This window comes from Sphingobacterium sp. UBA5789, from assembly GCF_002418355.1.
GTDB lineage: Bacteria > Bacteroidota > Bacteroidia > Sphingobacteriales > Sphingobacteriaceae > Sphingobacterium.
Genome location: NZ_DIDX01000004.1, coordinates 84,211 through 104,778 on the forward strand (window position 1 = coordinate 84,211; position 20,568 = coordinate 104,778).

Here is a 20,568-nt window from a genome sequence, read left to right on the forward strand (position 1 = left end):
AATTTTATTATGAGTTCTGTAAAGACCGCAAGGTGTCCTACCACCTCGCGGATATGTGGAAAAATGATGCAGGACCTGAAAATGCCATTTAAAGACAAACAACACAAATCAGTTATGAACCATCTAACCAAGACAAAAGTATGAAAAAAAATGCGCTATTGGGTATTTTTTACCACAAGCGGTCATCACCTAAATTATTGTTGATTATGAAATTAATCTTTTTTATCATGACATGTTTATTAATGCATACCTATGGGGCTACGTATGCGCAGCATGTTACGATATCGGAGCGAAATGCTACTTTGGAACGGGTAGTAAAACAGATGCGACAGCAGACGGGATATGACTTTTTGTTAGATAAAGATATTTTACAACAACATCGATCGATCAACGTGGAGCTGAAAAATGTAGGCCTTACTCAGGCCTTACAATCCATTGTTAAAGGTCGAAATCTCAGCTTTTCAATTGAGGGTAAATCGGTCGTGATTACGAGCACACATGACGCAAGCTCCAAACAGGTTTCTCTAAACGCTGAAAAAACGGCTAAAAGAAAACCTCCGGAAGAAGCGAGCGATCTTTTTTCCGACTCAAATAATCCGATTGACATCACCGGAAAAGTTGTGGATGAAAATGGCAGGCCATTGCCGGATGCCTCTATTTCTGTGATAGGGGGCACGCATTCCACAAGAACCAATACAAATGGTGAATTTACGCTCAAAGACGTTGACGAAAAAGCAACTTTACTAATATCCTATGTGGGGTTCGAACCAAGGAGGGTATCGGCATCTTCCAATATCGGACAGATCAAGATGCAGAAAGTTGTAGGGGTACTGGAGGAAGTTCAGGTCATCAATACGGGCTATCAGACGATTTCCAAAGAACGTAGTGCCGGATCCTACGCCAAGCCTAATATGACTATTCTCGAAAACCGGACCGGAAGCATGAACATCTTGCAGCGTCTGGATGGTTTAGTAGCTGGTCTGACCGTCAATAATTCGCCCGGTGCAAGCCAAAACCCATTTTTAATCCGAGGACTTTCGACCATTGGTGTGCGTAATAAAAATGGGGGACCCAATGATCCAGCTTATATTGGTACCAATAGAAATCCGCTATATGTTGTAGATGGTATACCTATTGATGATGTTTCGAGTATTAATCCACAGGATGTAGCGGACGTGACCGTTTTGAAAGATGCAACTGCAGCATCCATCTGGGGGGCAAGAGCCTCTAATGGGGTGATTGTCATTACCACAAAAAAGGGCACTCCTGATGGCAAACTGAAGATTACCTATGACGCATTTATCAATTTTCAGGGCAAACCCGATCTGGCTTATTTTAAGACACTGAATAGCCCTGAATTTATCCAGGCCGCTATCGAGACATTTGATCCGGAAATCTATCCCTGGGAAACTGTATTTCCTTATACATCAGGAGGCAGTGGAATAGCACCTCATCAAAGGATTCAGTATGATTTGTCAAGAGGTTTGATCAGCCCGGCAATGGCCAAAGCAAGTTTGGACAGTCTATCCGCATTGGACAACAGGTCTCAGATTAAAGATCTTGCTTATCGAAATGCTTCATTGATGAATCATACGTTATCGATGTCAAAAGGGGGAGATATCTATTCTTTTTACGGGTCAGGTGCTTATACCGGTTTGGTCAGTAATTACCCTGGTGCGAAGGATAACACTTATAAACTAAATCTACGGCAGGATGTACAGATCGGAAAATTTATGCAGGTCAATCTGATCAGTGATCTGACCTATGGCGTTAACAGCAGCAAACGAAATGTGATGGCTGATTACAATTTCTATCCGTATCAATTGCTGCAAGATCATAACGGTGTAAACCTGTCCATACCCTATATGGGTTCGTTAAGTGAAGAAGTCAGAGCTGATTTTGAACAACGAAGCCGTATCAATTTGAATTACAGTCCTTTAGAAGAAGTCAATTATGGTTATAACCGTGGGAGCAATTTCTTGAGCCGTAATGTGCTAAATACAAGTATTAAGTTATGGGATGGGTTAAAATTTGAGGGAACGTATGGGTTCACAAAAGGTACGAGTAAAACCGAGGAGTATGATGATGCCAAAAGTTACCAGGTGAGGAATGAACTCGTGCAATTTACTGTCGCACCTACAGCCCAATCCACCCCAATTTACTACCTACCCACTAGTGGAGGGAAGTACACGATTAGTAATCAGCATAGACAGAGCTGGACGGTCAGGAACTTATTGAGTTATACTAAAAATTGGAATGAGGATGAACATCAATTAACAGCTTTGGCCGGGCAGGAGGTGCAGGAAGCACTGATAAATACAAATGGCAGTACAGTGCGGGGCTATAATGAATTACTACAGACTTATGGTGCCATCGACTATGCTACGCTTGGTATCACAGGAGTAGGAAATCCGGTCATGCCAAATTTTGGTAACCGCAGTCTTTTGAGCAATGATAATTTTCTTCAGAGCGAGCGCTTGACCCGGTTTATTTCCTATTATGCTAATCTCGCCTATACCTATAAACATAGATATGCTTTAAATGGAAGCTTTCGTGTGGACCGAAGTAATTTATTTGGATTGGATAAGTCGGCACAAAACAGACCTGTCTGGAGCATTGGCGGCAAATGGATCTTAAGTAGCGAATCTTTTATGGCCGATACAAAATGGCTGGATAATCTTGCCTTGCGGGCGACTTATGGTTTGACCGGTAACTCTCCCGATCCTGGGATTGCGGCCTCGCAGGATATTTTACGCGCCGTCCAAAATGGTTTCCTGCCAAATAGAACCGGGGTTGTTATTGCTACACCATCCAATTCAAAGCTTACTTGGGAGAGTACCCGAAATATAAATTTAGGGGTTGATTTTGCAACATTCAACAATCGTATCAGCGGTACGCTGGATCTTTACAAAAAATCCACTACCGATATGCTTGGTGTATTGCCTACCAATGCCTTCAGCGGCTATTCCAGTATTGTAGGTAATCTGGGAGATATGGTGAATAAAGGAATTGAACTTAATCTGAATACTTTAAACATTTCAAAAGGGAAATTTCGATGGAGCACTGTAGTGAATCTTGCTTACAATAAGAATATGGTAACTAAATTGAATGATGAATCGGCTGTTTTCTCCAGTATGAACCGTATCTGGCAAAACTATGTGGAAGGATTTCCCGCCTTCGCGTTATTTGCTTACAACTTTGCCGGTCTGAACGAACTTGGCGATCCCAGAATTCGTCTTGCGGATGGGACGGTCACAACCGAACGTGATGCTGCCGCCGCGGACGATGTTTCTTTCAAAGGAACCTTTCAGCCTGTGTGGAGTGGTGGTTTGTCGAATATCATTTCCTATAATGGGTTGAGCCTGAGTGCGAATGCAATCTTCAATCTGGGGCATGTGATGCGCAAAGATGTCAATACGGTCTACACATATCGGCTTTATCATTCGGATGCTCTTCGGGCAGGACTTACAAGTGGAAATCTGCACAGTGATTTTGCCAACAGGTGGAAACAGCCGGGTGATGAGCTGCTTACCTCGATCCCTTCTTATGTCTCCAATTCCTCATTGAGTTTTACGAGACGGGATGTAGGGTATTATACTTATGGCGATTTAAATGTGGTAAGTGCTTCTTATATCAAACTTCGGGACATTACTTTAGCCTATAGTCTGCCTTCTTCTCTACTGGAAAGGCTACACACGCAGCAGATTACCCTGCGTATGCAGTTATCCAACCTCATGCTGTGGAAAGCCAATAAAGATGATATAGATCCAGAATTTATAGATGCAGCCTCAGGAATACGCAGCATGCGATTCAATCAGGGAACCGTCTCATTCGGCGTGAATGTAAAATTTTAATTTAAAGTACAGATGACAATGAAAAATAAACATAAAACAGGAATAGCCCTGATGGCTTTTGTTGCTCTTGTATGTTCCTGTAAAAAGGACTTTCTGGAAGTCACCCCTAAGGGTCGCCTTATTGCACAAAAGGTGGCCGATTATGACTTGCTGCTCAACAACCTGGATCTTTCCAATATAAGTACCAGCTCTCAAGTGATTATGAGTGATGAAATAGCTGCGGTACAACCTTATTTTGATGGTTCTGATCAACGGACACAGCGGCTTTTTCGCTGGGAGGATGTGATTTACCAACGCGATCAGGATGCGATAGAAATGGATATGCCGATGAGAAATATTTATACCTATAACAAGATTATAAATGAATTGCCTGCGGCCACGGATGGGACCGAACAGCAGAAACAATCGATAGCCGCTGAAGCAATGGCTGGAAGAGCCTGGACATATTTTTTGCTGGTCAACTATTTTGCTAAACCCTATAGTAGCAGTACGGCAGCAACAGATCCGGGCTATCCGATTATAACTAAGGCAGATGTCACCGAAACGAAATTTACCAGAGCTACCGTCCAGGAAGTCTATGATTTTATTGTCGATGATCTAGTCAAGGCAATTCCCCATTTACCGGCTCGAACGACGCATTCCCTACGGATGTCCCAAGCTGCGGCTGAGGGTCTGTTGGGCAAGGTATATCTCTTTATGGGAAAACCGGACCTGGCCTTACCGCATTTAAATGCTTCGCTGCTTGCTGTGAATAATTCTGCTATTCCCATCGCCCTGTATGATTACAATAAAACTCTGGCTCCTGGCGGTGAGTTTTTACCAATGGGTATTTATGGGCCTAATTATCCAAATACAGCAAACAATCGGGAGATCTTATATAATAAGCAGTCTAGTAATTTCTGGACTTTTATCTATAATGAACTAGTCATCGACAAGCCGACAGTTACATTGTTTGATTCCGCTGATCTCCGGTTAAAATTCTACTCCGCGTCCGCATATTATGGACCAGCTTATCCGACAGGTCTACTTCGGAAAATGGGGCCAACTACTTTTCAGTATGGAGTTGTGCTGCCTGATCTGTATTTGCTCCGGGCAGAAAGTAAGGCGAGGATGGGCGATTTGGCTGGTGCAAGGCTCGATGTGGAAGCGTTGCGCAAGAACAGGATGCCTGAAGCAAATGCCCTTGTCCCGGCATCCATTGCAGGGCAACAATTGGCATTGCTCAAATTTATTCTGTCAGAGCGTGTCCGCGAATTCGCACTCAGCGGCTATCGTTGGTTTGATATGCGCCGTTTATCTGTTGACCCTTTATTCAGTGATACCCATTATACGCATAGGCTCTATAGCGAAACGGGAGAAGTTATGGCTACCTATGATTTAAAACCCGAACGCATGGTACTTCGGTTTCCACAAAAGGTAATGGATCAGAATCCTGGTATGCAGAATAATCCATAGTGAAATAAATGATTTAAAAATTTAGCTAAAATCAAGTGTAATGAAAAAAATTTTAACAGCTACATTAGTTAGCCTGGCAGCGCTATGCGCCAATGGACAGGAAAGTTTTTCCATTAAAGGAAAGCTTACCGGAAACCACGAAGGGAAAAAAGTAATCCTCGAATACCCGAATCCTTCAGGGGTTAAGGATAAAATCAGAGATTCCACACTCGTTAAGAATGGTGTTTTTTCCTTTCAGGGAAAATTAGCCAGAGACCTGACGAGGGCCAATTTGACTATGAGTGTTGTGGGAAAAGAAATCGATCCTCGCGATTGGAGAAGATTTTATGAGATTGATCAACAGGATTTTATGTTGGAAAATAAAGCATTTGTGGTCAAAGGCGAAAATATGAAGACCGCAAGGATAACCGGGACTACGGCACAAGCTGATCTTCAATTGTATAAAGAACAAACGAAAGAGCCAGACGAACAGATGAAATCTTTCTCAGAAAAAATGCAGCAGTTTCATAGAACCAATGATACAGTAGCAATGGCGAAATTGCGTGCTGAGGCACCTGATTTTAATGAGGCCAGAAAAAAGATCCAAAAAGATTTTATCCTGACACATCCGGATTCTTATGTCAGTCTTTATTTACTTCTGTTTAATGGGGGTATCTCTAATCCTGAGTTTGAGTCACTGTTCAATACTCTGACTAATCGTATAAAAAATACCGATATGGGTCGCGAACTCAGTATCCAGCTAAAAGCGTCGAAGAAAGTTACAGTTGGCAAACCAGCTTTGGATTTTGAGATGAATGATACACAGGGGCGTCCTGTCAGGCTATCTTCTTTCAAAGGCAAATATGTGCTGCTAGATTTTTGGGCAAGCTGGTGCGGCCCTTGCCGTGATCTGCATCCTGATATGGTTAAAGCTTACGAGAAGTTTAAAGAGCACAACTTCGAAATTATTGCTGTTTCGCTGGATAGCAAGCGTGAGCCCTGGTTAGAGGCCATTGCGCAAGATGGATTGCCCTGGATACAATTGAGCGATCTGAAAGGAATGCGTAATGCTGCTGCCTTGCAATATGGTGTAACAGGCATTCCACAGAATTTTTTGATTGACCCGCAGGGTAATATCATTGCTATTGAACTGAAGCATCAGGCGCTGGAGGAAAAGTTAACAGAAGTATTGGTATCTAAAAGCAATCCATAATAGATCACATTTAAATAAATACTAAGATATGAGAAAGTTAATCATAACCATATTAATAAGTCTTACGGCATGTTATGCCAGTGCACAAGAAAGTTTTTCAATTCAGGGAAAGTTAGCTGGTAATTATGAAGGCTATAAAGTCTTTTTACGCTATAGTAATCCGAATGGCCTTAAAGAGTTTATCGTAGATTCAACGTATGTCAAAGATGGTAATTTTATATTGAAAGGTACATTGGCCAGTGATATGGTCAGTGCTAAATTGCATATGACAGCTGTCGGAAAAGAACTGGATCCTCTGGACTGGAAAAACTATCATAAACTGGATCAGCAGGAATTTATGCTTCAAAATGCGGATTTCCATGTGACCGGGCCTAATATAAAGCAAGCCCGCATCACCGGTGGTCCTGTCCAGACCGACTATCTGGTTCTATCGGATATTGTGAAGCCGCTTAAAAATAAAGCACTTGCCATTTCAAAACAGATGATGGAAAATGCCGCAGCTGGTAACAGGGAGGCAAACAAAGACCTTGGTCCAAAATATAGTAATGCAGCCAAAGCCGTAGAAGATGCTGAACTGAAGTTCCTTGATGCGAACCCCAATTCTTTTGCCAGTCTTATTGTTGTTAACGATCAAATGGGGGTGGAGAATCCAAAATTTGAAGAACGTTTCAATAAATTGAGTCCGCGTGTCCGTAGCTTGTCATTAGCAAAAACACTTCAAACACAGTTAAATGCACAAAAAACTGTTGCGATTGGAAATCATGCTATTGATTTTGTAATGGACGATGACAGTGGAAAACCAGTTTCGCTGTCTTCCTTTAAAGGCAAGTATGTGCTGCTTGATTTTTGGGCCAGCTGGTGCGGTCCCTGTCGTGCTGAAATGCCGTTCCTAAATGAAATCTATCAAAAGTATAAAGACAAAAATTTTGAAGTTGTGGCAGTTTCAATTGACAGCAAAAAAGAGCATTGGCTAAAAGCAATCAAAGAGGACAAAATGTCCTGGGTGCAGTTAAGCGATCTAAAAGGATATAAAAATGATGCCGCCCTAAAATATGGCGTCAGCGCGATACCACGTAATTTCCTGATCAATCCGGAAGGTATTGTTATCGCACAGGATCTACGCGGAGAGGATATTGAAAAGGAATTGAGCAAAATAATAAAATAATACTCGAATGATAAGGAAATCCAATATTTACTATAAAGCTTTACTTTTATGTGCTTTTGTATTCTTATTCGCTGATTCCATGTGGGCGCAATCCCGTTATCAATGGAAAACTGCCTCTTCTGGAGGTTATGACTACAGGTATGTTAGTAACGACCCTACCCAATCACGTTTTTATACATTAAAAAACGGATTAACGGTTATTCTGAGTAAAAATACGAAGCAACCACGTATTCAGACCTATATCGCAACAAAAGCAGGAAGTAAAACCGATCCCAAAGAGCACACCGGACTGGCACATTATCTCGAGCATATGCTTTTCAAAGGTACGGACAAGTATGGCAGTCTGGATTGGAATAAAGAAAAGCCTCTGCTGGATCAGATCTATGCACTCTATGAAAAGTATAATCATAGTACGGATTCGGTAGAGCGAAATGCGATCTATAAGCAGATAGATCTGGTTTCCGGGGAAGCGTCCAAATTTGCCCTGCCTAATGAATACGATAAACTCATGAGCAATATGGGGGCAAAAGGTAGTAATGCTTTTACTTCTTTTGAGCAGACAGTGTACATTGAAGATATTCCTAATAATGTCATTGATAAATACCTGAGCGTACAGGCTGAGCGTTTTCGAAATCCAGTCTTGCGGCTGTTCCATACGGAACTCGAATCTGTCTATGAAGAGAAGAATATCAGCCTGGATAAAGATGATAGAAAAGTAAGCGAGGCTATGTTTGAAGCCATTTTTCCGAATAACAATTATGGAAAACAAACTGTTTTGGGATCGGTAGAACATCTTAAAAATCCATCATTAAAAGCGATTCAGCATTATTATGAGACGTATTATGTACCCAATAATATGGCGATTATTATGTCCGGTGATTTTGATCCCAATGAAGTGATCAGGCGAGTTGATGACGCTTTTGGTTACATGATTTCCAAGCCTGTTCCTGAATATATTTTCGAAAAAGAACAACCTATAACTCATCCAGTTTCCATAACGATTACCGGGCCATCCGCTGAGTACCTGACGATGGGATTTCGTTTTCCGGGTGCCGCAAGTGCGGATGCAGAAATGCTCAGTCTTGTTGCTAGCATGCTGTCAAACGGAGCAGCTGGCTTGATAGATATCAATCTGGTGAAATCACAGAAACTATTAGGTGCTGATGCATATCCTCAAATTCTAAAAGATTATTCAATACTTACACTACAAGGTAATCCAATAGAAGGACAGACATTGGATGATGTGAAAAAACTGTTATTGGCTGAAATCCATAAATTACAGAATGGCGATTTTTCCGAAGATTTGATTATTTCAATTGTCAACAATGAGAAAAAATCCGAGCTGAGGAAACGGGCAAGTAGTCTTGGTGTAGTTTATGATTTATTGTCCAGTTTTACTTCAGAACTCGATTGGGCAAACGAAGTAGGTTACACAGAGCGATTGTCGAAAATAACGAAGAAGGATATTATGCAATTTGCTAATAAGTATCTTTCTGATCGCAATTATATTGCTGTTTATAAACGGCAGGGTATCGATACAGACGTGGTAAAAGTAATTAAGCCTGCAATAACGCCAATTACTGTAAACCAATTTGCAGAATCAGGTTTTTTAAAGCAGATCAATGCGATGCCTGAGCAGCCTATACAACCCCGTTGGATTGATTTTAACCAAGATATCTCAAAATTCAAATTGCGGGATCTTGATGTTCTGGCTGTGACTAATCAGGAGAATGAACTTTTTAATCTGAGCTATCAGTTCGATGTTGGTCAATGGGACAATAAGCTGTTGGATCTTGCTATCGGTTATCTTGAGTTTTTAGGAACAAAGACCCGCAGCAGCGAAAAATTCAGCCGTGAATTTTATAAGCTTGCTTCAGACTTTAGTGTTTCCGCTGGTGATGAAGAGAGTATGATTAGTATTTCCGGATTGAACAGTAACTTTAACGAATCTGTTGATTTATTACGTGACTTGCTCCATCATTGTGTAGCCGATGAAGCTGCTTTTAACTCTTACATTGACCGCCTAAAAAAAATGCGGGAAAATGCAAAAGAAAATAAGGGTGCTATTATGGAAGGATTAAAGGCTTATGCACAATATGGAGAAAAGAATCCCTTTAATTTCACCTTAACAGATGCGGAACTCGATGCGCTAAAAGCAGAAGACCTGGTAGCGGTATTACATAATCTGGTAAATGTCAAACCGCGTATTTTATATTATGGTCCTCAACCTGTTAACGAACTGATGAAGAATCTGAAACCGTTAAAAAATAACAATAGCGCATATTACAAAATGGATAAGGGAGAAAAATTCAAAGAAAAGCCAACAGTTGCGAATATGGTGTTGTTTGCGCATTATCCAATGAAACAGACAGAGGTGTTTTGGATCCGAAACACTGGAATATTTGACCGCCATCTGATGCCAGAAGTAGCCTTTTTTAACGGATACTTTGGCGGAGGGATTGGAAGTATTGTTTTTCAGACCCTTCGCGAATCCAAAGCTTTGGCTTATTCAACGTATGCTTATTATGGACAGCCTCAAAAGAAGGAAAATTATGAAATGATGAGTGCCTATATCGGGACACAGTCCGATAAGTTTAAAGATGCGGTGAATGGAATGAATACGCTCCTAAATGAGTTGCCTGAATCTAAGGTAGGGGTAGCATCTGTTCGTGAAAATCTGCTGAAATCACTGGCAAGTGAGCGTATCACAGGTGCCAGCATTCTTTCAAGCTACTTGCAGGCACAGCGTCGCGGTCTTTCTGAAGACCCGAGAAGAGCCATTTTTGAAAAAATATCAACACTTACTTACAATGATCTTAAAGTTTTTCATGCAGATAAAATCAGCCATAAACCTTATGTCTATTGTATTGTAGGAGATGAGAACGGCTTAAAAGAAAGTGATATTTCAAGTGTAGGTAATATCAAAAAAGTCAGCCTCAGTGAAATATTTGGATACTAATATCTTCTCCTCAAAATTCAGGTAAATTATTTATAATGTTTCTCAGGGCCTCGTTATTTTACGAAGGCCCTTTTTCAGGTATCAATTTTGCCTGTCTTATAAAAATTAATTAAAACCCTTTGAAATATAGTGACCCTATTTAAGTTAGCAAACAGACCGATTTGATATAGTTAGTTTTAGCTTATTTATCTGCTTTTTTCTGATCTATGTTTTTTTCGTGCAGATATTCCCTTAGCCAGGAAATAACTGTTCTACTATGGTTAATTTTAAATTTCTCTTTGGCTTCATGAAGCCATAACTCACCCTTCACTATGGCACTCACCACATTTTCCTTTGTCTGTTTTGGATATCGATGCCTGTTTTTCTTTTCCATAATTCTCAATTTAAATTCGATAAGCATACTACAAGACTTTTATCTTCATTATGGTCATTGGACATCCCCTAAAAACTTATTTCCATATTCTTTATTACAAGAAATTAATTGGATAGGACCAAACAATCTGCTTCTGCAGAGCAAGTCAAGTTCCTTTCCATCGGTCGAAATCCAGATGTATTATACCATTAACTAATCATTATACAGTTGGCAGTGTCTTTGGGAGTAGAAGAGTTGGTAAAAAAGTGAAAATTTTCAAGAAGGCCTATTTGTGTGGGATCGTAAAAAAAACATTAATTTTAATGTCTTCTCTGAAAACCGTGATAGATTATGTGGCAATAGTGGTCGTGATACTAAATGAAGATCAATTCAGAAATTAAAGAGTCAGTGCAGCAACAGGAAAGAAGCGTGAGATAAGACAATCTGAATCTGCAGGAATAACTGCAGACAAAATAACCGTTCATTCTGACAGTTCTATTGAAGCCGAAGGTAATGCTAAAGCAGATCTATCCAGACCTGAAAAATCAGATAGAAATACTGATAAGAATAAAACTACTAGCTTATAGAGCAATATCCGGAAAGAATCTGATGCTACAAAAGAGGTCGAGAGCGAGGCTGTTTTCAGAACTTTTTAAACCAAGTCTTGACAGGGCCATAAATGCCAGTGTTTTCAATTATAGTTCCTCCAACAGCAAAACTTCCTTGATCCTGGATGACCAAGGGCTGTTTTTTGACAGGGATTTGGCCAAAGGAAGGAATCACATTTACAACCGAACAGGAGAATGCAATAAGGTATATAGTCAGTTTTATTTTATTCTTCATATCATTACTTTGAGATTTGATTGTATTCTTCATCTGTAACGGGTTTTAACCAAACAGCACCACCGATGTTGGTATTTGTACCTATTGCAATATGTGTCATGGCATCCGTGGGGGTAGCTCCATGCCAGTGTTCTATATTTGCCGGACATTTTACGACACCTCCTTTTTCAATAATTTCTATCGGTTTTCCTTTTTCCTGATAAAGCCCTTTCCCGGCTGTTACCAACAAGATTTGACCTCCTTTATGATAGTGCCAGTTTGTCCTTCCCCCAGGTTCAAATGTCACAGAACCTATATTGACATGATGGGTTGAATCCGTTTCAACTAAATAATTGAGCCAGACTGTTCCAACGAAATTATTGTTGGTTATTTTTTTTCCTTTTGGAAATACTGTATTTACATCTGTTTCATGATCAGATTTTTGGCCGTCAATATCATTACAGGAAATTACTCCCATTGTGAGAAATAGAATGGATAGCTGACTAATATTCTTTTTCAAATTGAGTTTTGCGATCATAATTATTTAATTTTTACTGTTTAGAACATCATTCAGAATTTTTTTTGCGGCGGTAGCTTCGCTTTTTCCAACGGTTGATCCTATGATAACTGTAAACTGGTTGAGCTGATTTGAGGTAAGACCAACATTCAGACAAATGTTTAAATGGGACTTTAGCATCGGTTCCACACCACCCAGGCTGGCCAATACTGAGATGGTAACCAGTTCTCTTTCTGCGTAAGTAAGGACATCCCGCTCAAAAATATCCGCAAATAGATGTTCTTTTAAAAATATTTCAATAGTCGGGGCAAAAGCAGCATAACCAGTCTTTGGATCTTTTTCGGGCACGCCAGTAAGTTGTTCCAAAATAGCTTTACCACGTTCATATTTTGACTGGTCATTTTGAATAGGAGATGCATCAGCACCAGTTGGGTCATTGATACCTTTTGCCTTACGTTCTTCAAGCACGGCCATCAGGGTCTGCAATCCACGTATACTACGAGGAAAACCAGCATAGGCATATAAGTGTATGATGCTTTCCTTGATTTGATTACTTGTCAATCCGGCATCAAGCCCTTTGTTGAGTGCATCTTTTAGTTTTGTCAGGTCACCTTTAGCGGTAGTAGCCGATATAATTACAAGACTACTTTCTTTATTACTTAACGAATCCCTAGTAGGAGCCTGGCTTGCGTGTAAACTGTGGGAGTGGCAAAATAAGATCAGTATAAATGCTATAATAAATTGTTGTTTCTTCATCATTATTTTATGTTGGTAACCGTTTCTATTTCATCTTTTTTTGCAGGAGGATCAGTGTTAGCCTTTTTTATGGAGATATCACGGAATGAAATGCTTATTAGTTTCCTGGAGTAAGAAGTTTAGAGAATGACAGTGAACCGAGTTTCCAAGTGCCGTTTTGTTTGACGTAGACTTCTGTCACCATAAAGGGATTGGTTACCTCGTTGCCACCAACGACAGCTAGCAGGTCGATCCTATTGAGTAGGATGGCCGTGTTGTCTATGATATTGACGGATACTTCATGGATATCCGCCTTTTTATACCAGATACCGCCACTTTTGATGACGTCCAGTTCCCTTTGTTTTCCCCAGGAGCCGCCCATGTGTACGAACATGGATTTTTCATGAAAAAGACTGTCCAATGGGCCGACATTTTTGTCGGCCATCCATTGCCACTTATCTTTTGAAAGTTTTATGATTTCCGTGTCATTTGCCGATTGCGCAACTGAGATCTGAATTCCGGATAGGACCAAGAATAGTCCGAGCAATAATTTTTTCATAATAAAAGTATATTGAATTTTTATTGAAGATTCTGGTGATAAAACTCAACCAATTTATTTACAGCTTTTGAGACGTATTCCTTTTTCCAGTAAGTTTCGATGTGTGTAGCTCCATCGAGCAAAAAGAGCTCTTTGTTTTTTGCATTTTTTGCCTTTGGAAAAGCTTCATCGGTCATATATTTGGTATCCGCTTTGCTTCCAGCCATCATCAACAAGGGCTGATCGATCAGTTCGATACCATCGGTCGCATCCCATGTCATCAGATCCATCAGGCTGCTGGTGGTATATAGAAACGTTGAATTCGGATGGGCGTGTGTCCGATAATAATATTCAAATCCTTGCCGATAAAGATCTGTCGGGGTTTTGGCTATCTCTTCATCGGTTATGCTGGCTACACCAGAATACTTGATTTCACCGCCTGCAGCTTCCTGCGCCCGTGCGTCTGATGCCTGTTTCAATCGTTGCTCAATAGTATTCAGCTGTGAATTTTGAAAGCCGTTTCGTCTTACTTCACCGGAATTGAACATACTTAATGTAGCGACAGCTTTTAGTCGTTTATCAGATTGTGCTGCTTTGAGGGTATATCCACCACCTCCACAGATCCCAAGTGCACCGACACGGGTAGGATCGACACCTGCATAGCCGGCAATATAGTCAGCCATGCCATGGATATCCTCTGTTCTATATTGGGGTTTGTCGGTATGACGGGGTTCGCCACCGCTGGCTCCCTGATAGGAGGCATCTGCGGCAATCGTAATGTAGCCCGCTTCTGCCAGGCGCTGTGCATAGAGACCGGCAGTCTGTTCTTTGATCCCGCCATTGGGATGTGCTACGATTACGGCTGGATATTTTTTTGAAGGGTCATAGTTAGCCGGAGTATATATGTTTGCTGCAATATCAATTCCGTTTAATTTATAGCTAACCGGATGAATATTCACTTTCCCCTTTAGATTTTCTTTTATAGCATCACCGTATACAAGCCCAAATTGATTTTTTGATTTTTCCTGTGCTTCGGCAATGATTCCCGTAGCCATAAACATGGCTACGATAATATACTTGATCTGTTTCATTTATTGTGATTTTATGTTTCCTACTTGTTATTATTTTGTAAAACCAAGTTTTGCGAGCCATTCGGCAACTTGCGCTATAACTTGTTTTTCTTTTTCACCTGATATCGAAAAGAGGATTCCGTCTCGTTCTATACCGGCTTTAGTTGCAAATCCTTCCAATATTTTGCTCTTGGAACAAAGTTGTTTTATGCTGTCAAAGCTGCTCCCAATGCCATATCCGGCATTTGTATTAAAAGGAATCACCGTCTTTCCTGCCAGATTATACTGTTTTAAGAAGCTTTTCATTGGCGGTGGGAGCTGCATCCCCCAGGTTGGAAAACCCACAAAGACGATGTCGTATTTTTCAATGCTGTCTATTTTCGTTTTCAGTGGGGGTAGATAACCTGTTCTATTTTCTTCTGCAACCTGGTCGACCGTGGTTTGATAGTGTGCAGGATAGGGCTTTTCGAGTTCAAGACCAATTAGGTCACCACCTACCCGCTGATGGATGATTTCCGCTACAGCCTGGGTGTTTTTTGTTCGCGATAGGTAAACGATCAAAACTTTCTGACCCTTTAAGGAGTCAGTACCTCTAATTGGAGAACCTTTGTGTCCCAATGTAGCTTCCTCTGCTCCTGAACAGGAAGTTGCAGCGAACAGCAGGCAGAGTAGCAGACAATATAAAGATCTGGTTTTCATTTGTATCGTTTTGATTTATACAAAGTTCCCCATAGTTCCATACTTTATTGGTATACAGATTACGGATATTACTACCAATGTTACTTATCCAGCTTTTTTTGTTTCAACCAACTCGATAGTTCATCGGCAATTTGAAGGTTGTTAAGATCAGAGAAAGGAAAATGTGTGTTGCCCATGATTCCTTTTTCAGGTAGATGAACTATGGTTACATCTCCGCCATGTTTATTTATAGCAGCTGCCCATAACCTGGCCATCTCAAGACCAGAGCGCCAGTGATCCTTATTCCACATAGTAGTCGGATTTTTGGCAATGTTATCACCGTAGTAGACTACAATTGGTATGCGTGTCAGCTTTTTGAAATCTTCAACGGGGATAGCAATACCTTTAAGCTCGCCAAAAAGCCCTGAGGATCTGATGGGTTGAGGAAGTTCTCCCTCAGGGAATACAAAACCGCTATATGGTTCATAGGCCACAATACCTTTGACTTTATTATTTTTAATTGCTGTCATCCATCCCGGTCCTCCGCCCTGAGAATGAGTGACCAAGATACCGCCTCCGATTTTGTTAAATAAACTGGAAACAGCTTCGGTTACGACGTTTGTATCAAAAGCTCCGGTGTTAGGAGTCATCTGTCTATAAAACTGTTCCAGTGAGGCTGCATCTTTAGGAAATTGGACATTGGGGAAATAATCCGGATAATTTCCTAAACGGAACTGTGTGAACCAGAACTGTTCGTCAGCAACAGGTTTGATGGTTGTTTCCACCATGCTTTTTCCTGCTTCACCACGTCGGGGCTGATCAAGAAGATACACCGAAAAATTACGACGCAGAAAAATGTTCTGAAAACCCTCCCGGCCATCAGGAGTCGTTTCCCATGTTTTTTTTGACTGGCCGGCACCGTGAAGGAAAACCAACGGATATTTTTTTGCCTTCACTGGAATCTGGAAGAAGGCATAGGCATGATCCCCGTGGTAGGTCTGACCTTCCGGCTTCAACGCATTGTTGACATTAAAAGTACCGGATTCTGTCCTGCTTACACCACCGATAGCAAAACTTCCCTGATTTGCAATCTGCAACGGCTTTTCTTTTTTTTGAGCATGCAGCGAGGATACTGCCGTTAAAAGGCATACGATGGCAAGAATGTATTTTGAAAAATTCTTTCTCATTTCAGTTCGTTTATTTTCCAACTCTGTTCTGTAAATCTGCAGGATAACGGGCTCCCTGAATCGTTATTCGGGAAGCAGCATCTTCTATTTGTCGAATATCTTCTTGTGATAATTTCAAGTCCACAGCACCGATGTTCTCTTGCAGGCGATGTATTTTTGTCGTTCCCGGAATAGGTGCTATCCAGGGTTTCTGAGCAAGTAACCAAGCCAAGGCAACCTGCGCAGGAGTGGCATCTTTTTCACTTGCTATCGTTTTCAGGAGATCTACAAGAGCCTGATTCGCTTTCCGGTTTTCTTCGGAAAAGCGTGGTACGATATTCCGGAAATCTGTCGGGTCAAATTTTGTCGTCTCGTTGATTGCTCCCGTTAAAAATCCTTTACCGAGCGGGCTAAACGGAACAAATCCAATTCCCAGTGTTTCAAGAAGCGGTAAGATGTCTTTTTCCGGCTCACGGTAAAAAAGGGAGTATTCACTCTGTAATGCCGCAAGGGAAAGCTCGGCATGCGCACGACTTATCGTTTCAGTTCCCGCCTCTGAGAGTCCCCAATGTTTTACTTTTCCTTCCTTGATAAGATCTTTAACTGTACCGGCAACCTCCTCAATAGCAATTTTTGGATCGGTACGGTGCTGATAAAGTAAATCAATCCGATCCGTACGAAGCCGTTTTAATGATCCTTCAACTGCGATCCTGATCCTTGCCGGACTGCTGTCAAGACCTTTTTTTGAATCGCCATCTTCGAAACCAAACTTAGTCGCGATCACCACATCATCTCTGAATGGCTCCAACGCTTCGCCCAGCAGGGTTTCATTTGTAAAAGGGCCATAACATTCAGCCGTGTCAAAAAATGTAATTCCCGATTCAAAGGCTGAACGGACCAATTGAATGGCCTCTTTTTGGTCCGTAGCAGGGCCATAGCCAAAACTCAAACCCATGCAGCCCAATCCAAGTGCGGACACTTCCAGTCCACTATTTCCTAATGTTCTTTTTTCCATTTTAGTGTCAATTTAACGTTTTAGATATGAAGTTTCCTTTCACTCAGTGATTTGACCATTACCGGATCCCGGTGATCAAAAAAGAGACTTTCTCCAGTGTCCAGGGATTTTATGGCATCCATTTCATTCTCAGTTAGTTCAAAATCGAATAGCTGGAAATTTTCGACTATTCTTTCTTTACGGACCGATTTGGGAATAGCGATGATGTCCCGCTGTGCAAGCCATCTGAGAATTACCTGTGCAACAGTTTTATTGTAATTTTTTCCTATTGACCTAAGGACCTTATTATGGAAAATATTATTTTTCCCCTCCGCAAAAGGACCCCAGGATTGAGTCTGGATATTATTTTCTTCCAGGAATGATTGGTTTTGAATTTGCTGATGAAAAGGATGGGTTTCTATCTGGTTGACAGCCGGCGTGAAACCACTGTTTACAACGAGGTCCATCACCCTGTCCGGCTGAAAATTCGCAACTCCGATAGCCCTGATTTTTCCTTCTTCATAAAGTTCCTGCATGGCTTTCCACGATCCAAAGATATCACCATAAGGTTGATGGATCAGGTATAGATCGAGATAGTTCAATTGCAATCTTTCCAATGAGCGGTGAAATGCAGCTTTGGTTTTGTCGTATCCGGTATCCTGAACCCAAAGTTTGGTCGTGATAAATAATTCCTCACGTTGGATAGCGCAATTTTTTATTGCATTGCCTACCGCTTCTTCATTCTGGTAAGAAGCCGCAGTATCTATTAAACGATATCCGGTTTCTATAGCGTCAATGACAGCACGCTCACATTCCAAGGCATCGTTTATCTGAAAAACACCAAACCCGAGGATAGGCATTTGAATTCCGTTATTTAGTTTTACGTTATACATCATGAAAATCGTTTATGTAGTATACAATCTGATGATAACAAAGTTCGGTGTAGTAATCCAAGCTTTTGGTAGACAGATTACGGATAGTTCTACCAATATTACTGATTCTATAAATTATTGTATTCCAGTTTTGTAAATTTGTTTCATAGCATTCAGAGAAATGGAAGAGATTATCAATTTTAAGAGTATTCGAGAATACAATAATTTCAATAATAATGAAACATTGCATCCTTTGGTCAGTGTTGTCGATTTGAGCAAAGCTGATCCTCGTAAATTATCAAAGCTCAGATATGAATTCTATACCGTGTTTTTTAAAGAAATAAAATGCGGAGATCTCCGGTATGGCCTTAAGAACTATGACTATGAAGAGGGGACATTGATATTTTTGGCTCCGGGACAGGTCATCGGAGAGAATGGCACCGAATTCTACCAACCCCAGGGAACGGCTTTAGTATTTCATCCGGAGTTGCTTTATGGCACATCTTTAGCCAGGGAGATTACTAACTACACTTTCTTTTCCTATTCGGCCAGTGAGGCACTCCACCTTTCCGAGCAGGAACGGAAGGTTATTATGGACTGTTTAAACAAGATAAAGCATGAATTGGTACATAGTATCGATAAGCACACCAAAAAGCTTATTGTCTCCAATATCGAGCTTTTTCTGGATTATTGTCAACGGTTTTATGATAGACAATTTATAACACGCGAAAATGTCAATAAGGGAATTATAGAAAAATTTGAAGAGATTTTGAATGCTTATTTTCAGTCAGACGAACCACAGCAAAACGGTCTGCCTACTGTAGCCTACTTTGCTGAGCAATTGTTTCTTTCTGCCAACTATTTTGGTGACCTTATTAAGAAAGAAACCGGGAATACCGCCCAGGAATATATTCAGAATAAGTTAATTGAGATTGCTAAGGAAAAAATATTTGATTCGAACAAGACCATTAATGAAATTGCTTTTGAACTTGGGTTTAAATATCCACAGCATTTTAGTCGGTTATTTAAAAATCGTGTCGGTTATACCCCTAATGAGTACCGGAACGTCAATTTAAATTAAAATAAAAAACATCAGTAAAATATCCCACAATTGAATTGCCCTTTTTTACTAAAGGCTAGGGGGGAAAATCCCTAAGGAGAAATCGAACTCCCGAAAAAGGAGGGCAGAGATGCCGTAAACCTTGTTTTTTGCTTAATTGGTGCCCTAAGACTTAATAATTTTATTAAAATTTTGAACTCTAACTGAACCTACTTTAATAGCTTGGTTCATAGTTTTTTATGTATATAAAAAAAGGAGACACTTTCTATGAAGTGTCTCCTTAAGTGGAGCCGGAGAGATTCGAACTCTCGTCCAGTCATGGTACTGTATACGCTTTCTACATGCTTAGCTTCTCTTTGGTTGTCGGAAGAAGGAAGGTGAGTCGCTTACCTGTACCGTTCTTCGTATTTGCTGTTTCTCACAGATGCTTAGCAACATCACATCTGCCAGTTCTAAAGTTCGATGCCCCTAATGTCAGACCAAAGAACAGAGTCTGACGGGACAAATAGCTATGTTAAGTCTAACTTAAGCAGCTAAGGCGTAGTTTTCTTCGCCAGTTGTAATTCTGAAAGTTCAGATTAAAGTGCTAGACTAACAATGCACTGCATGCTTACATAACCGTCTCCATCCTGTCAATTCCGGTCGACCCCTGATTATTGTAAGAATACAAATTTACGAATAAAAATTTATATATTGTAAGGATAAACGCTTGTGGGACTCAAACAAATTCATTGTCAGATTGTTTACGTTTTAATAAAATTATCATATACATAAAAAATTAAAAAAATATAAAATGGCAAAGTCAAAACCAACAAAAGAAAAAAAGGACAAAAAGTCTAAAGATGGCGCTCCTGTAGCAAAAGAAAAAAAGACAGATAAGAAAAAACTAGATGCTAAAAAGGAGAAACCTAAAAAAGCAAAAGTTAAGAAAGTTAAAAAGGCGAGCAAAGGCAAAAAAGATTCGAAACTAGAGAAAGCCTATAAAAAATTAAGTAAAGAAGTTAAAACACTTGTTGGGAAACTTAAAACAAATGTAGAATCAGTTGTTGATAAAGTTATACCTGAAAAAACAGAAGAAAAGAAGTCTGCTCAAACTAAAGCAGTAAAAGCAAAAGCAGCTCCTGCAAAGACTACTGCAG

Annotated in this window: 17 protein-coding genes and 1 other RNA gene; 7 read left to right on the top strand and 11 right to left on the bottom strand. The window is 40.5% G+C overall.

The annotated features are described in order from the left end of the window. Nucleotides 1–227 precede the first annotated feature (227 nt). The 5 genes from B4B65_RS09755 to B4B65_RS09775 are packed head-to-tail and all read left to right on the top strand — an operon-like array spanning nucleotide 228 to nucleotide 10,625. Nucleotides 228–3,854, top strand: coding sequence for a SusC/RagA family TonB-linked outer membrane protein (locus B4B65_RS09755; RefSeq protein ID WP_293915469.1), 3,627 nt, complete (start codon nucleotides 228–230; stop codon nucleotides 3,852–3,854). An 18-nt stretch (nucleotides 3,855–3,872) separates the two neighbouring features. Continuing rightward, nucleotides 3,873–5,309, top strand: a complete 1,437-nt coding sequence (locus tag B4B65_RS09760; protein ID WP_293915471.1) for a RagB/SusD family nutrient uptake outer membrane protein — start codon at nucleotides 3,873–3,875, stop codon at nucleotides 5,307–5,309. Between the two features lie 40 nt (nucleotides 5,310–5,349). Beyond that, nucleotides 5,350–6,501, top strand: coding sequence for a TlpA disulfide reductase family protein (locus B4B65_RS09765; RefSeq protein WP_293915473.1), 1,152 nt, complete (start codon nucleotides 5,350–5,352; stop codon nucleotides 6,499–6,501). 28 nt (nucleotides 6,502–6,529) lie between these two features. Next, complete coding sequence (locus tag B4B65_RS09770) at nucleotides 6,530–7,666, top strand: TlpA disulfide reductase family protein (protein ID WP_293915475.1); 1,137 nt, start codon at nucleotides 6,530–6,532, stop codon at nucleotides 7,664–7,666. A gap of 7 nt (nucleotides 7,667–7,673) precedes the next feature. Then, a complete protein-coding gene (locus B4B65_RS09775) occupies nucleotides 7,674–10,625 on the top strand; it encodes a M16 family metallopeptidase (protein WP_293915477.1) in 2,952 nt (983 codons plus the stop codon). A gap of 181 nt (nucleotides 10,626–10,806) precedes the next feature. Here the strand turns inward: B4B65_RS09775 and B4B65_RS09780 are convergent, their stop codons facing one another. The 10 genes from B4B65_RS09780 to B4B65_RS09825 all read right to left on the bottom strand — a co-directional run bounded on the left by B4B65_RS09780 (nucleotide 10,807) and on the right by B4B65_RS09825 (nucleotide 18,393). Further along, a complete protein-coding gene (locus B4B65_RS09780; protein WP_293915478.1) occupies nucleotides 10,807–10,998 on the bottom strand; it encodes a hypothetical protein in 192 nt (63 codons plus the stop codon). Nucleotides 10,999–11,619: 621 nt separating this feature from the next. Further along, on the bottom strand, nucleotides 11,620–11,853 hold the full coding sequence (locus B4B65_RS09785) for a hypothetical protein (protein ID WP_293915479.1): 234 nt from the start codon (nucleotides 11,851–11,853) through the stop codon (nucleotides 11,620–11,622). Beyond that, nucleotides 11,825–12,337, bottom strand: a complete 513-nt coding sequence (locus B4B65_RS09790) for a cupin domain-containing protein (RefSeq protein ID WP_293915480.1) — start codon at nucleotides 12,335–12,337, stop codon at nucleotides 11,825–11,827. Before B4B65_RS09790 ends, B4B65_RS09785 begins: the two co-directional genes overlap by 29 nt. A 6-nt stretch (nucleotides 12,338–12,343) precedes the next feature. After that, nucleotides 12,344–13,072 carry a carboxymuconolactone decarboxylase family protein gene (locus B4B65_RS09795; RefSeq protein WP_293915481.1) on the bottom strand — a complete coding sequence of 243 codons (729 nt, stop codon included), beginning with the start codon at nucleotides 13,070–13,072 and terminating at the stop codon, nucleotides 12,344–12,346. A 97-nt stretch (nucleotides 13,073–13,169) separates the two neighbouring features. After that, nucleotides 13,170–13,610 (bottom strand): nuclear transport factor 2 family protein, encoded by a 441-nt coding sequence (locus B4B65_RS09800; RefSeq protein ID WP_293915482.1) that lies wholly within the window; start codon nucleotides 13,608–13,610, stop codon nucleotides 13,170–13,172. 20 nt (nucleotides 13,611–13,630) lie between these two features. Continuing rightward, nucleotides 13,631–14,680: an alpha/beta hydrolase gene (locus tag B4B65_RS09805; RefSeq protein WP_293915483.1), complete on the bottom strand. Its 1,050-nt coding sequence runs from the start codon at nucleotides 14,678–14,680 to the stop codon at nucleotides 13,631–13,633. 30 nt (nucleotides 14,681–14,710) lie between these two features. Further along, the gene (locus tag B4B65_RS09810) at nucleotides 14,711–15,358 is read right to left on the bottom strand and encodes a flavodoxin (protein ID WP_293915484.1); all 648 of its coding nucleotides are present in this window, start codon (nucleotides 15,356–15,358) and stop codon (nucleotides 14,711–14,713) included. An 80-nt stretch (nucleotides 15,359–15,438) separates the two neighbouring features. Then, complete coding sequence (locus tag B4B65_RS09815; protein ID WP_293915485.1) at nucleotides 15,439–16,524, bottom strand: alpha/beta hydrolase; 1,086 nt, start codon at nucleotides 16,522–16,524, stop codon at nucleotides 15,439–15,441. A gap of 10 nt (nucleotides 16,525–16,534) precedes the next feature. Continuing rightward, complete coding sequence (locus B4B65_RS09820) at nucleotides 16,535–17,518, bottom strand: aldo/keto reductase (RefSeq protein WP_293915486.1); 984 nt, start codon at nucleotides 17,516–17,518, stop codon at nucleotides 16,535–16,537. Between the two features lie 20 nt (nucleotides 17,519–17,538). After that, entirely contained in the window at nucleotides 17,539–18,393 is an 855-nt protein-coding gene (locus tag B4B65_RS09825) for an aldo/keto reductase (protein ID WP_293915487.1), read from the bottom strand. A gap of 157 nt (nucleotides 18,394–18,550) precedes the next feature. Here B4B65_RS09825 and B4B65_RS09830 point away from each other — a divergent pair, with 157 nt between their 5' ends. Beyond that, nucleotides 18,551–19,450 (top strand): helix-turn-helix domain-containing protein, encoded by a 900-nt coding sequence (locus B4B65_RS09830; protein ID WP_293915488.1) that lies wholly within the window; start codon nucleotides 18,551–18,553, stop codon nucleotides 19,448–19,450. A 261-nt stretch (nucleotides 19,451–19,711) separates the two neighbouring features. On the opposite strand, the gene ssrA is transcribed toward B4B65_RS09830, so the two are convergent. Continuing rightward, nucleotides 19,712–20,079, bottom strand: a transfer-messenger RNA (tmRNA) gene (ssrA, locus tag B4B65_RS09835). 143 nt (nucleotides 20,080–20,222) lie between these two features. Between ssrA and B4B65_RS09840 the strand changes: the two genes are divergently transcribed. Continuing rightward, a partial coding sequence (locus tag B4B65_RS09840; protein ID WP_293915489.1) for a hypothetical protein occupies nucleotides 20,223–20,568 on the top strand: 346 nt, incomplete at its 3' end.